Origin of the sequence: Nocardiopsis codii (genome assembly GCF_036327455.1) — a bacterium.
In the GTDB taxonomy this organism is placed as follows: Bacteria; Actinomycetota; Actinomycetes; order Streptosporangiales; family Streptosporangiaceae; genus Nocardiopsis; species Nocardiopsis codii.
On the sequence record NZ_JAUZMY010000007.1, the window covers coordinates 180,291 to 193,160 of the forward strand.

Annotated in this window: 12 protein-coding genes; 5 read left to right on the forward strand and 7 right to left on the reverse strand. The window is 73.2% G+C overall.

Going from position 1 to position 12,870, the window contains the following annotated elements; genetic code table 11:
* Window positions 1-7 precede the first annotated feature (7 nt).
* Entirely contained in the window at window positions 8-643 is a 636-nt protein-coding gene (locus Q8791_RS09655; RefSeq protein WP_330091278.1) for a TetR/AcrR family transcriptional regulator, read from the reverse strand.
* A gap of 138 nt (window positions 644-781) precedes the next feature.
* On the opposite strand from Q8791_RS09655, the gene Q8791_RS09660 reads away from it, so the two are divergent.
* Complete coding sequence (locus Q8791_RS09660) at window positions 782-1,987, forward strand: cytochrome P450 (RefSeq protein WP_330091279.1); 1,206 nt, start codon at window positions 782-784, stop codon at window positions 1,985-1,987.
* A 41-nt stretch (window positions 1,988-2,028) separates the two neighbouring features.
* The gene (locus Q8791_RS09665; RefSeq protein WP_407941978.1) at window positions 2,029-2,235 is read left to right on the forward strand and encodes a ferredoxin; all 207 of its coding nucleotides are present in this window, start codon (window positions 2,029-2,031) and stop codon (window positions 2,233-2,235) included.
* A gap of 111 nt (window positions 2,236-2,346) precedes the next feature.
* On the opposite strand, the gene Q8791_RS09670 is transcribed toward Q8791_RS09665, so the two are convergent.
* A complete protein-coding gene (locus tag Q8791_RS09670) occupies window positions 2,347-3,048 on the reverse strand; it encodes a GntR family transcriptional regulator (RefSeq protein WP_330091280.1) in 702 nt (233 codons plus the stop codon).
* Window positions 3,049-3,141: 93 nt separating this feature from the next.
* On the opposite strand from Q8791_RS09670, the gene Q8791_RS09675 reads away from it, so the two are divergent.
* Both Q8791_RS09675 and Q8791_RS09680 read left to right on the forward strand, forming a co-directional pair.
* Window positions 3,142-3,573, forward strand: a complete 432-nt coding sequence (locus Q8791_RS09675; protein WP_330091281.1) for a VOC family protein — start codon at window positions 3,142-3,144, stop codon at window positions 3,571-3,573.
* 77 nt (window positions 3,574-3,650) lie between these two features.
* On the forward strand, window positions 3,651-4,322 hold the full coding sequence (locus tag Q8791_RS09680; RefSeq protein WP_330091282.1) for an SDR family oxidoreductase: 672 nt from the start codon (window positions 3,651-3,653) through the stop codon (window positions 4,320-4,322).
* 109 nt (window positions 4,323-4,431) lie between these two features.
* Here Q8791_RS09680 and Q8791_RS09685 read toward each other — a convergent pair whose 3' ends face one another.
* The 3 genes from Q8791_RS09685 to Q8791_RS09695 form a co-directional block, all read right to left on the reverse strand.
* On the reverse strand, window positions 4,432-5,214 hold the full coding sequence (locus Q8791_RS09685; protein ID WP_330091283.1) for a GntR family transcriptional regulator: 783 nt from the start codon (window positions 5,212-5,214) through the stop codon (window positions 4,432-4,434).
* Window positions 5,215-5,273: 59 nt separating this feature from the next.
* Window positions 5,274-8,240: an FAD-binding and (Fe-S)-binding domain-containing protein gene (locus Q8791_RS09690; RefSeq protein ID WP_330091284.1), complete on the reverse strand. Its 2,967-nt coding sequence runs from the start codon at window positions 8,238-8,240 to the stop codon at window positions 5,274-5,276.
* A gap of 64 nt (window positions 8,241-8,304) precedes the next feature.
* A complete protein-coding gene (locus Q8791_RS09695; protein WP_330091285.1) occupies window positions 8,305-9,471 on the reverse strand; it encodes a pyridoxal-phosphate-dependent aminotransferase family protein in 1,167 nt (388 codons plus the stop codon).
* A gap of 329 nt (window positions 9,472-9,800) precedes the next feature.
* Here Q8791_RS09695 and Q8791_RS09700 point away from each other — a divergent pair, with 329 nt between their 5' ends.
* Window positions 9,801-11,219, forward strand: coding sequence for an SLC13 family permease (locus tag Q8791_RS09700; protein ID WP_330091286.1), 1,419 nt, complete (start codon window positions 9,801-9,803; stop codon window positions 11,217-11,219).
* A 52-nt stretch (window positions 11,220-11,271) separates the two neighbouring features.
* Here the strand turns inward: Q8791_RS09700 and Q8791_RS09705 are convergent, their stop codons facing one another.
* Complete coding sequence (locus Q8791_RS09705) at window positions 11,272-12,141, reverse strand: amidohydrolase family protein (RefSeq protein ID WP_330091287.1); 870 nt, start codon at window positions 12,139-12,141, stop codon at window positions 11,272-11,274.
* Window positions 12,142-12,544: 403 nt separating this feature from the next.
* On the reverse strand, window positions 12,545-12,856 hold the full coding sequence (locus Q8791_RS09710) for a hypothetical protein (protein ID WP_330091288.1): 312 nt from the start codon (window positions 12,854-12,856) through the stop codon (window positions 12,545-12,547).
* Window positions 12,857-12,870 lie beyond the last annotated feature (14 nt).

The following is a 12,870-nucleotide window of genomic DNA, read 5'->3' on the forward strand; positions in this document are numbered from 1 at the left end:
ACGACCGTCAGACGCGGGGTTCCAGATCGTCGGGGGTGAGGGGGCGGCCGGGCAGTGGCGCGGCCGACCCGGGACGCAGCGCGTCCAACGCCAGGGCCAGGACCCGCTCGTGGACCACCGCCCCCAGCGCCCCGGACGAGGCGCGCATGCCGGTGACCACGAGCGCGACGAGCATCAGCACGTCACCGGTGCCCACGTCGGAGCGGAGCGTCCCCTCCGCCTGCGCGACCCGGACCAGCCCGTCGATCACGAGCCGCAGCTCCCGGGCCGTGACGCGGACCGACGCGTCGTCCCGGACGATGGGCCAGGCGTCCGGAGAGAAGAGCGTCAGGCGCAGGGTGAACCACAGCTCCGGCATGTCCTTGAGGCACCCGAGGAAGCTCTCCCAGCCGCGACCGCCCTCGGCCTCGGCCTCCCTGGCCCTGGCGAGCAGGACCGCGAAGCTGTCCCCGGCGACCTCGCGGACCAACGCGTCGCGGTCGGGGAAGCGCCTGTAGAGGGTGCCCACCCCGACCCCCGCCCGACGGGCCACCTCCTCCATCGGCACGTCGGCGCCGCGCTCGGCGAACACCGCCTTGGCCGCGGCGATGATCAGGTCCCGGTTGCGCCTCGCGTCGGCCCTCAGCGCCTGCGGCTCCACCATCACGCCACTCCCCTCCGACTCCGACGCCCCATTGTCCATCACGCGAACCGATGGACGATCACTCTCCGCCTTGATACGGTCACTCACACAAGCGGAAGGAATTCGTCCGCATAAGCATGGCATCAAGGGAGCAGAGTCGTGGCCGCAGAACAGCCGTCCGCCCTTCCCATCGCCCGCACCTGCCCGTACGCCCCCCGGGAGGAGCACGTCCGGCTCCGCGAGGAGGAGCCCGTCAGCAGGGTCACCCTGCCCACCGGCACGCAGGCATGGGCCGTGACCCGCCACGAGGACGTTCGCACGCTGCTGGCGGACCCGCGCTTCAGCTCGGACCGGAGCCGTCCCGGCTTCCCCATGGTGGAGGAGAGGAGCAAGCAGTCCGCCTCCGTCCTCCCGAGGATGCTGGTCAGCATGGACCCGCCCGAGCACGGACCGGCCCGGCGCGCGGTCCTGGGAGAGTTCACGGTCAAGCGGATGAACGCCCTCCGGCCGCGCATCCAGGAGATCGTGGACGAGCACGTGGACGCGATGCTGGCCGGCCCCCGCCCCGTCGACCTGGTCCGCGCCCTGTCCCTGCCGGTCCCCTCCCTCGTGATCTGCGAACTGCTCGGGGTGCCCTACGACGACCACGAGTTCTTCCAGAGCAGGTCGGCCTCGATCGTGAGCCACACGGCGTCGCACGAGGAGCAGAAGACGGCCCTGGTCGACCTCGCGGCCTACCTGGACGGCCTGCTCCGGGCGAAGGAGGCAGAGCCCGGCGACGACCTGCTGAGCAGGCAGATCGGCCGCCAGCGGGAGGAGAAGGGCTCCGTCGACCGCCACGACCTGACCGGCCTGGCCTTCCTCCTGCTCAGCGCCGGGCACGAGACCACGGCCAACATGATCTCCCTGGCCGTGCTGCAACTGGCGCGGAACCCGGAGGCCCGGGAGGCGCTCCGGCGGGACCCGGGCGGCACTCCGCACGCCGTCGAGGAGCTCCTGCGGTACTTCACCATCGCCGAGCAGGCGGTCGGCCGGGTCGCCGCGGAGGACGTCGAGTTGGGAGGGCAGCTCATCCGGGCCGGGGAGGGGGTCCTGGTCCTCTCCCACGCGGCCAACCGCGACCCCCGGGCCTTCCCGGACCCCGACGCCTTCGACGCGGGGCGCGGGGCCCGCAACCACCTGGCGTTCGGCTACGGCGCCCACCAGTGCCTCGGGCAGAACCTGGCCCGCATGGAGCTCCAGATCGTCGTCGACACGCTGCTGCGCCGCCTCCCCGGACTCGAACCCGCGATGCCCGTCGACGGCCTCCCGTTCAAGGACGACGCCATCGTCTACGGCATCCACGAGTTCCCGGTCACCTGGTAGCGGGGGCGCGTCGCCACGGCCGCCCGCGGAGGAGGAAGGACATGAGCATGAGGGTCAGCGTGGAGGAGGACCGCTGCTGCGGTTCGGGCCAGTGCGTGCTGCTGGCGCCGGACGTCTTCGACCAGCGCGAGGACGACGGGACCGTGGTCCTACTGGACCCGGCCCCGCCCGAAGGGCTGCACGAGGAGGTCCGGGAGTCCGCGGCCGTCTGCCCCGGCGCGGCGATCGGCGTCCGCGAGGACGCGTGAGAGCCGCCCCGGGTGCGCGGATCGCCGCGCGGTCGGCGGGGGCGGCGGCCCGCCGTGCGGGGAGCCCGCCGCCCCCTGCCGTGTGACGCCGGACGGGCGCGGGACGGGCCCTCAGGAGGCGTCGTCCCGCGTCCCCTCCGGCTCGGCGGCCGTCCCCGGGCCGGACAGCACGTCGAAGGCGTGGCGCCGGTGGGCGGCGAAGAGGTCGAGGGCGGCCCCGGCGTCCCGGGCGCTCAGGGCGGCGGCGAGTTCGCGGTGCTCCCCCGGGATGTGCGTGAGGTAGTCGGCCGCGCTGACGCGGATCCTGGTCAGGAGGAACAGGTGGACCTGGGACCTGATCGCCTGCCACGCCTCCCGCAGGCGCTGGTGCCGGGAGGCGTCGTAGACGGCGTCGTGGAAGGCGATGTCGTACCGCACCAGGGCGTGTTCGTCCTCGGCCCGGTCCATTCGCGCCGCGATCTCCGCGACGGCGTCGAGGTCCTCCTCCGAGGCGTGGTCGACCACCTGCCGGACGGCCAGCTCCTCCAGGGCGCCCCGGAGGCTGTCGAGTTCGGCGACGTCCCGGGGGGACAGGGTCGTGACCGTGGCGCCGCGGTGCCACTCGCTGCGGACCAGCCCCTCGCGCTCCAGCCGGAGCAGGGCCTCGCGCACCGGACCGCGGCTGACCTCCAGGGCCCGGGACAGCTCCACCTCGCGCAGCTGGGCGCCCGGCGCGTAGACCCCGCCGAAGATGGACTCCCGGACGCGGTCGGCGACCTCGTCGGCCAGCCCCCTGCGGCGGGCGGGCCCCACTGTGCCCCGTTCTTCCGTCACTCTTGCCTCCTTGACTTGTCGCAATGTTAACATTGCGACAATCGCTCTCGGTGACATGCCGGGACCGTCCCTCAAGGAAGGCGGACCACAACCATGACCGTCCTCGACTCCCCGATCCCGCGGTTCCACCTGGCCGTGCCGGTGGACGACCTCGCCGCCGCACGCCGGTTCTACGGCAAGGTACTCGGCCTCGCACAGGGGCGCAGCTCCGACAGCTGGGTCGACTGGAACCTGCACGGCCACCAGTTCGTGACGCACCTGGCCCCGAGCCGGTCCGAGCGCGTCCACAACCCGGTCGACGGCCACGACGTCCCGGTTCCGCACTTCGGCCTGATCCTGCCGGTCCCCGCGTTCCACGAACTCGCCGGACGGCTGCGCGAGGCCGGGACGGAGTTCGTCATCGAGCCCTACGTGCGCTTCGAGGGGCAGCCCGGCGAGCAGTGGACGATGTTCCTGCTCGACCCGGCCGGGAACGCCCTGGAGTTCAAGGCGTTCGCGGACGACTCTCAGGTCTTCGCCGTCTGAGCCCGGGCCCCGGTCCGAGCGCCGCGCCGCGGAGCGGGTTGCGCACGGACCGGGGCCCTCCGTGAGAGGAAGGAGCCATGACGATGACGAGAGTGTTCCAGATCGGCGCGGCCGGTGGCGTGGGACGCCGCCTCACCGCCCTGCTCACCGCCCGCGGTGACCGGGTCACCGGCATGCACCGCGCTCCGGCGCAGGCCGAGACGGTGCGCGCCTCCGGCGGGGTCCCGCTCGCCGGCGACCTCGTCGGCGACCCGGTGGACGAGCTGGCACGCAAGCTCGCCGGGCACGACGCCGTGGTGTTCTCCGCCGGGGCCCACGGCACCGGCACGGACATGACCACCGCCATCGACGGCGAGGGACTGGAGAAGACCGTGCGGGCGGCCCGGCAGGCCGGGGTGCGGCGCCTGGTGCTGGTGTCGGTCTTCCCCGAGGCACTGCGCGGTGGGGGCGCCTCTGAGGGTTTCGAGCACTACGCCAAGGTCAAGAAGGCCGCCGACGCCTACCTGGCCGCCAGCGACCTGGACTGGCTGATCGTGCGCCCCGGAACCCTGCTCGACGGGCCCGGGACCGGCAGGGTCAGCGCGGCCCCCGCCCTGGAGTACGGGGACGTGCCCCGTGACGACGTGGCGGCCTTCATCGACGCCGCGCTGCACGAGCCGGGCCTGAACCGCACCGTCGTGGAGCTCACCTCCGGCCCCACCCCCGTCGCCGAGGCCGTGGCCGCGCTCGCCGACGCCCGACGGCGCTGAGATCCGCGCCGGACCGCCGGTCGGCGGTCCGGCGCGGCACAGCCGGGCCGCGGCCTCCCGGAACACCGCCCCGGCGAACGGGGGCTCCCCGGTCACGGGCGCCCCGGACTCAGACGGCGGTGCCCGTCCCCGCGCCCTCCTCCTGTGCGCCCCTCAGCCAGCGCACGGCCTGCTCGCTCCCGGTGTCCAGGTCCCCGGGGAGGTCGTCCAGGAAGGTCTGGTCGCCGTGCCGCGCCATCTCGGCGCGCACGGCCTCGCGGTCGCCCTCCTCGATGACCCGCAGGAGGCGGCGGTGCCGCAGCACGTTCGCGGAGGCCGTCTCGTTGCGGTGGGCCCGCGCGTGGCGGTTGAGCACCATGCAGAGCTTCATCTGCAGCTGCAGCGACCGGTAGGTCTCCTCCAGGCGCTGGTGCCCGGACAGGCCGACGACCGCCGTGTGGAACTCGAACTTCTGCTCCGACAGCTCGGCCTCGTCCCGGGCGTCGGCCGCGGCCTCCATCCGGCGCAGCGCCTCCCAGCAGCGTTCGAGCCTTCGGGGCTCGACCACGGGGATGCCCAGGTCGATGGCCATGTTCTCCAGCTGGTGGCGCAGGGTCATGATCTCGTAGACGTCGTGCAGGGTGAGCGGGGTGACGACCGCTCCCCGGTGCGGGGACTGGCGCACCAGCCCCTCGTGCTCAAGGCGGCGCAGCGCCTCGCGCAAGGGCGGCCTGCTGATGCTGAGCTGCTGTGTGAGCCGGTTCTCCACCACCCGCTCCCCGGGCAGCAGCTCCCCGGCCAGGATCATCCGCCGGATCGAGCGCGCCGCCAGGTCCACCATGCTCGGCGGCTTGACGATCCTCTGGTCGCCCTGTCCCCCGGCCCCGGTGCCGGCCGCCTCGGACCGGTCCATGGTCCCTCCCTCGTGCTCGCGGAGCGGGGCCCCGGACGGGGCCCCGCCGTTCCATACTGTCACCGTCGCGCGGACTCCCCCGGCTCCAGTGCCGCCGCGACGAGCTCCACCGGATGCCAGGCGCGGCGCTCGGTCCCGTGCCCGATCTGCTGTCGGCACGAGACCCCCGTGGCGGCGACGACGGTGTCCTGCTCCTCCGCCTCGATGGCGGGGAACAGCCGGTCGGAGCCGACCTTCATGGACATCTCGTAGTGCTCGGCCTCGAACCCGAACGAGCCGGCCATCCCGCAGCACCCCGCGTCGAGTTCGACGACCTCCGCGCCGGGGATGCGGCGCAGCAGCTCCATGGTGGCGCCCGTCCCCACCTCGGCCTTCTGGTGGCAGTGGCCGTGGAAGAGGATGCGCCGTCCGGCGGGCCAGGAGTCCGCGGACAGGGTCAGCCGCCCCGCGTCCAACGCCTCGGTGAGCAGCTCCTCGACCTGGCGCACCCGTCCGGCGACGTCGGCGACCCGGGGGTCGCCCGGCAGCATCGACGCGGCCTCGTCCTTGAGGGTGAGCACGCACGAGGGTTCGCAGCCGACGATCGGCGCGTCGGCGGCGCTCCCCTCGCTGAGGAGCCCGACCAGGCCGCCGACCTTGGCCTTGGCGTCGTCGACGAGCCCCTTGGACAGGCTGGAGCGCCCGCAGCACCCGCGGCTCTCCAGCCGGACCCGCCATCCGGCCTGCTCCAGGAGCCCGATGGCGGCCCGCCCGATCCCCGGCTCGGTGAAGGTCGAGAAGGAGTCCGCTAGGAAGGTGAGGTCGCCCAGGGGGGCCTCACCGGCGGGTGCGCCCCTGCGGCGGAACCAGCGCACCAGGTTCTGCCGCTCGAAGCTCGGCAGGGGGCGCTGGGCCGTGATGCCGGTGGCCCTCTCCATGAGGCGCCGCAGCACCGGCCAGCGGTTGGGCAGCCCGCTGAGCGGGGCGGTGGCAGAGCCGAGCCGGTACAGGGTGCGCACCGCTCCGAAGATCCGCGTGCGCAGGGGGACGCCGTGGACGTCGTGGTGGTGCGACTGGGTCTCGCTCTTGAGCTTGGCCATGTCCACGCCCAGGGGGCACTCGCTCTTGCACGCCTTGCACATCAGGCACAGGTCGAGGACCTCGTGCAGGCGCTCGTCGGCCAGGGCCGCCGTCGGGTCGGGTTCGGACAGCGCCTTGACCAGGGCGTTGGCCCGTCCCCGGGTGGCGTGCTCCTCGTCGCGGGTGGCGATGTAGGACGGGCACATCGCACCCGTGGTGCTCTTGCGGCACAGTCCGATGTTCATGCACCGGTCCGCGGCGCCGCGCATACCGCCCACCACCTCGAAGGCGAGCCGGGTCCGCACGGGGGCGGCCTCGGGCAGGGCCGGGTCGCGCAGGTGGTCGGTCATCGGGGGCGCGTTGACGATCTTGCCGGGGTTGAGGAGGTTGTCGGGGTCGAAAACCCGTTTGACGTCCTGCATGGCCGCGTACAGTTCGGGGCCGAAGATCTGCCGGTTGAACTCGCTGCGGGCCAGCCCGTCGCCGTGTTCGCTGGAGTTCACCCCTCCGTACTCGGTGACCAGGTCCTTGACCTCCTCGGCGACCGCTCGCATCCGCTCGGCCTCCCCGGGCACTGCCAGGTCGACGAAGGGGCGGATGTGCAGGCAGCCCACCGAGCAGTGCCCGTAGAACCCGGCCTCCATCCCGTGGCGGTCGAGGATGTCCTTGAACCGGGTGGTGTACTCGACCAGGTGGACGGGGTCGACCGCGGTGTCCTCCACGAAGGCGAGGGGGCGGCGGGTGCCGCTGCCCGCCGCCATGAGCAGGCCGAGGCTGGACTTGCGCACCTTGAGCAGCGCGGCCTGCTGCTGCGGGGTCACCGCCTCCAGGGTGTGGTAGCCGTGCCCGGACGCCTTCCACGTGCGGGTGAGGCGGTGCAGGCGGTCGACGAGTTCGGCCTCGTCGTCCCCGGTGAAGGAGACGAACAGCAGCGCTTCGGGGTCGCCGTGGAGGATGTCGCCGAGCGAGGCGTACTCGATGCGCTGCCGGGACAGGTCCAGGATGGTCCGGTCCATCAGCTCCACGGCGGCCGGGTCCTGGGCGAGGGCGTCCTGGGTGGCCGCGATCGCGGCCGGGACGCTGGTGAAGTGTCCGACGGCGATGACGGTCCGCGCGGGTTTGGGAACGAGGTCGACCTCCGCCTCGGTGGCCAGCGCGAGGGTGCCCTCGGATCCGACGACGAACTTGGCGAGGTCGAAGGAGGGGTCCTCCGCGAGCCGGTCCAGCCGGTAGCCGCACGCCCGCCGCCAGAAGTCCGGGTAGCCGGTGGCGATGGCCCCGGCGTTCTCCTCCAGGACGCGGGCCAGGCCGCGGTGGATGTCGCCCTCCAGTCCGGGACGGGCCGCGAGTGCGGCGCGCTCGGCGTCGGAGTAGGGGCGCAGGGTGGTGCGGGAGGCGTCGGCCAGGACCACGTCCAGCGCGCGCACGTGGTCGATGGTCATGCCGTAGCGCAGGGATCCGCTGCCCGCGGAGTTGTTGCCGATCATCCCGCCGACGGTGGCGCGGTTGCTCGTGGAGGTGTCCGGGCCGAACATCAGGCCGTGGGGCGCCGCCGCCGCGTTGAGCTCGTCCTGGACGACGCCCGGCTGCACGCGGGCCACGCGCGCCTCGGGGTCGAGGGAGCGGATGGCCCGCATGTGCCGGGACATGTCCACGACGAGCCCGGCGCCCACGGTCTGCCCGGCCAGGCTGGTGCCCGCGCCGCGCGGGGTCAGTGTCACGCCGAGGCGGCCGGCGACCGAGGTGATCGCCGCGACCTCGTCGGCGTCGCGCGGGAAAACGACCCCGAGCGGCGTGATCGCGTACATGCTCGCGTCCCTGGAGAAGAGGTGGCGCGAGTAGTCGTCGAACCGGGCGTCCGTCACCCCCTCGCGGCGGAGCAGGTCCTCGGCCTCCGCCGCGAGCCCGGTGTCCGCCGCCTCCCCGCTCGCGCCGTTCGTCCCGCTCGTCTCGGTCGTGCTGGTCATCGCCGCCTCCATCGCTCGCGTCCGCCCCTCTCCGGGGGCCGTCGGGTCGGTCGTCGGGTCCGTCTCAGTGCTCGTCCAGCAGTTTCAGGGCCGCCGCCAGCCCGTCGTCGGCGATCTTCACCCCGGCGTGGCCGAGCCCCATCTGCACTCCGGCGAGGGCGCCGGCGATGGTGAGGTCGTTGGTGTGGCCGAGGTGGCCGATCCGGAAGACGCGGCCCGCCAGTCGGCCGAGCCCCGCGCCCAGGGACATGTCGTAGCGGTCCAGGATCACCTTCCTGACGTGGTCGGCGTCGTGGTGTTCGGGCACGAGCACCCCGGTGAGCACCCCCGAGTACTCGCGGTCGTCGGCGCAGAGGACCTCCAGGCCCCAGGCCCGGACGGCGGCCCGGGCCGCCCTGCCGTACCGGTCGTGGCGGGCGAAGACCGCGGGCAGGCCCTCGGCGTTCAGGATGCGGAGCGCCTCGCGCAGTCCGTAGAGGAGGTTGGTCGCCGGGGTGTAGGGGGTGAACCCGCGCGCGTTGGCCTCCAGCATGGGCGCCCAGTCCCAGTAGGACCTGGTCATGCGCGCGGTGCGGGACGCCTCCAGGGCCTTGGGGCCGATGGCGTTGAAGGCGAGCCCGGGCGGGAGCATGAGGCCCTTCTGCGAGCAGGAGACGGTGACGTCGACGCCCCACTCGTCGTGCCGGTAGTCCACCGACCCGAGGGAGGAGATGGTGTCGACGAGCAGCAGCGCCGGGTGTCCGGCGGCGTCCATGGCACGGCGGATCTCCGCGATCCGGCTGACCACGCCCGTGGACGTCTCGTTGTGGACCACGCACACGGCCCTGATGCCGTGCCCGGTGTCGGCGGCGAGGAGTTCGGCGAGCCGGTCGGGGTCGGCCCCGCGCCTCCAGTCCCCGGGGACGACCTCCGTGTCCAGGCCGAGCCTGTCGGCCATCTCGCTCCACAGGGTGGAGAAGTGGCCGGTCTCGAAGCAGACGACGCGGTCGCCCGGGGAGAGGGTGTTGACCAGGGCGGCCTCCCACGCCCCGGTCCCGGAGGAGGGGTAGACGACCACCGGGCCTGTCGTGCCGAACACGGGGGGCAGGTCGCGCAGGAGCCCGGTCATCAGGGCGCTGAAGTCGGGCCCGCGGTGGTCGATGGTCGGCGCGGACATGGCACGCAGGACCTCGTCGGGAACGTTGCTGGGACCGGGAATCTGGAGGAAGTGGCGGCCGGTGGCGTCATCCATGATGATCCTCTCAATGCAATATCCGCATAGTGGAATTTTGATTCCGCTAAACGGATCCTAAGAGCCTCCACATGATCACCACAACCCCCTTGTCGCCATCCGATCCCCCACTTTACTGTGACTCACATCTCAGACAATGGTTGACGTCGGAAGACTCAGCAGACATACTTCTGCCAAACAGAATTAACATTCCACATTGCGGAATAGTGGAATGCAGCGATGCGTCAGTCGCCCCCCACACATCCCCCGGAACGCGATCCCTCGACGCATCCCGGCCCCGTCAGGCCCCCCGTCCGACTCTCCGCCGCCGAGCCTTCACAGGAGGCCACGTGCCAGCAGAAGTCATCTCGATCGTCGTCCTCGTCCTCGTCTTCCTCATCGCGACCCTCACCTCCGTCCACATGGGCGCCCTCGCCCTCTTCGCCGCCTTCGTCGTCGCCCTCGCCGTGGCGGGCGAGAGCACCGAGGACGTGTTCGGAGGCTTCCCCGGCGACCTGTTCGTCGTCCTCGTGGGCGTCACCTATCTGTTCGCCCTGGCCAGGAACAACGGCACCGTCGACTGGCTGGTCCAGGTGGCCGTCCGCAGTGTCGGGGGGCGCATCGCCCTCATCCCGTGGGTGATGTTCGCCGTCACTGCGGCCCTGACCGCGGCGGGCGCGGTGGTCCCCGCGGCCATCGCGATCGTCGCCCCGATCGGCCTGGGCTTCGCCCTGCGCTTCAGGATCAACCCCGTGCTCATGGGCCTGCTGATCATCAACGGCGGCAGCGCGGGAGGCTTCTCCCCCATCAGCATCTTCGGCACCATCACCAACGGCGTCGTGGCGCGCAACGGGCTGGACGGCTCCCCGCTGATGCTCTTCGCCGCGTCGTTCGCCTTCAACCTGCTGCTCAGCGTGGCCGTCTTCTTCCTCTTCGGCGGGCGCTCCCTGCTGGGCCGCCGCGAGGGCGACGACGCCGACCGGGACTCCGGAGGCGGGGGCGGAGGGGGCGGACCGCACGGCGAACCGCCCGCACGGGCGGGCGGGGGCACGGCCGCGGCCGGCGCCTCCCGGAGGTCCCCCGGGCCGACCGTCACCGTGGACAGGCCGGGCGCCGCGACCAGGACCGACGGCGGCGGGACCGCCGCGGCCGAGGAGGTGGAACAGGTCGCCCTGACCCGGGACCGCGTCCTGACCCTGCTCGGCATCGTCGCCCTGGGCGTGGGCGCGCTCGCCTTCGACCTCGACGTGGGCCTCACCGCGATCAGCGTGGCCGTGGTGCTGAGCATCATCTCCCCGAGCAGCGCCAAGGGGGTTGTCAACCAGGTCGCCTGGCCCACCGTGCTGCTGATCTGCGGGATCGTCACCTACGTCAGCCTGATGGAGCGGATGGGGACGATCGACTTCCTCGGCGGCAGCGTGGCCGCCATCGGCATCCCGCTCCTGGCCGCCCTGGTGATCTGCGTGGTCGGCGGCGCGGTGTCGGCGTTCGCCTCCACCACCGGCATCCTCGGCGCCCTGATCCCGCTGGCCGTGCCCTTCCTGCTGGCCGGCGAGGTCGGTGCGATCGGGATGATCACCGCCCTGGCGATCTCCTCCTCGGTGGTCGACTCCTCGCCCTTCTCCACCAGCGGGGCCCTCGTCGTGGCCAACTCCGGCGCGGACCAGCGCGACCGCGTCTTCCGGCAGCTCATGCTCTGGGGCATGAGCATGATCGTGGTGGCGCCGCTGCTGACCTGGGGGATCTTCGTCCTCCCCGGCTGGCTGTAGGCGCGGGTGCCGGGGGGGGGGGGGGGGGACGCCCCCCCGCCCCCGGCACCGTTCAGTTCCCGTCCTCCCCGATGCGGTACCAGCGGCGGGCGCTGCCCCCGGCCACCAGCGCGGACTCCGTCTCCGAGGCGCCGTTCGCGGCGACGGCCGCGCGCAGCGCCCGCCAGGCCGTGGCGTGGTCCGCGGCCAGACGGACGACCGGCCAGTTGCCCGCCAGCATCGACCGGTGTGCGCCGAAGGCGTCCAGCGCCCGGCCGACGTAGGGGGCCAGGCGGTCGGGTTCCCACTCCCAGCCGACGAGGACGTCGCCCCCGACGGAGACCTTCACGGCGACCGAGGGCAGTGCGGCCAGGCGGTCGATCCACCCCTCCCACACGTCCCTCGCGCCCGCGGCCAGCGGCGGGGTGGCCAGGTGGTCCACAACGATCGGCAGGTCCGGCCGGGCGGCGGCCACCTCCTCCACCAGGGCGACGTGCGACCCGGACGTCACCACGAGCTCCCAGACGAGACCGGCCCGCTCGGCCGCCTCCATGGTCCGCAGGAGCGCGGGGTCGGCCCGGGTGTCCCGGGGCACGCCCGCCCTGAACCCCCGGACCAGGCCGGACAGGGCGCTCACGCGACCGAGTTCGCGCCGGGCCGCGTCCGGGTCGGCCAGGGGCAGCCAGAGCACGAGGGCTCCGGCCGGGGCGAAGTCGCGCGCGTAGGCCACGAGCCGGTCGTTCTCCTCGGGACCGGCCGCGCACTGGACCAGGACCGTGCGCCCGACCTCTCCACCGAGCAGCTCCCGTTCCAGGTCGGCGGGGGTGAACGCCCGTTCGAGCACGGCCGTCCTGGGGTCGCGCGGGCGGACGCCGACGGGCCAGAAGTGCTGGTGCGCGTCGACAGCGACGGGGGCGGGCGGGGTGGCGGAGACGGGTTCCATGGGGGGCTCCTTGCTCCAGAGATGCCGGAACCTGAATTGTAGACAATAGTTCGCTAGGCAATAGGCGATAAGAGGAGACCTGCTGGTTCTCCTTCATCCCCCGGGCGGCGCCTCCCCGGACGCGGGTCGCCCTCCCGGCGGAGGCCCGCGGGCCTCGGGGCCGGGGACCGGCGTCGCACCGCACACGGCCCCGGACACGACGGAGGCCGCACACGGGCGCGGCAGCGCGGTACGGCTCGGTTCGGGCGCGGCAGGGGTGCCGGAATGGCCCCGGGGGCTCCCGGGGCTCCGGATCACGGTGGGAGAGGTACGGCGGTAAGGGCGCGGACGAGGGCTCTGGCGGGTCGGGCACCAGCAGCACGCCGGGGGCGGCGGACGCGGCCCCGTGGAGGGGGAGCCGGCGTCAGTTCCGGCCGGACCCGCCGCCACAGGGTTCGTGGCCGGGGCCGCGGTCCACCCGGGGTTCCCGGTGCAGGGCGGCGAGCAGCATCTGGCGCCAGGCGGGCATCCCGGGGTCGGCCTCGGGTTCGGGGGCCGCCCCGTCGGCGAGGGCGGGGCCCTGCGCCGCCTCGGCCTCGGCGAGGCGTTCGCGCAGACGGTCCCTGACCTGCTCGGGTGTGTAGGCGCGGCGCTGTCGCTCGGCGCGCGCGATCACCACGCCGGTCGCCGCGACGCCCACGAAAGCGGCTACTCCCAGGACTTTCCACCATCGCATGTGCCTAGGCTATC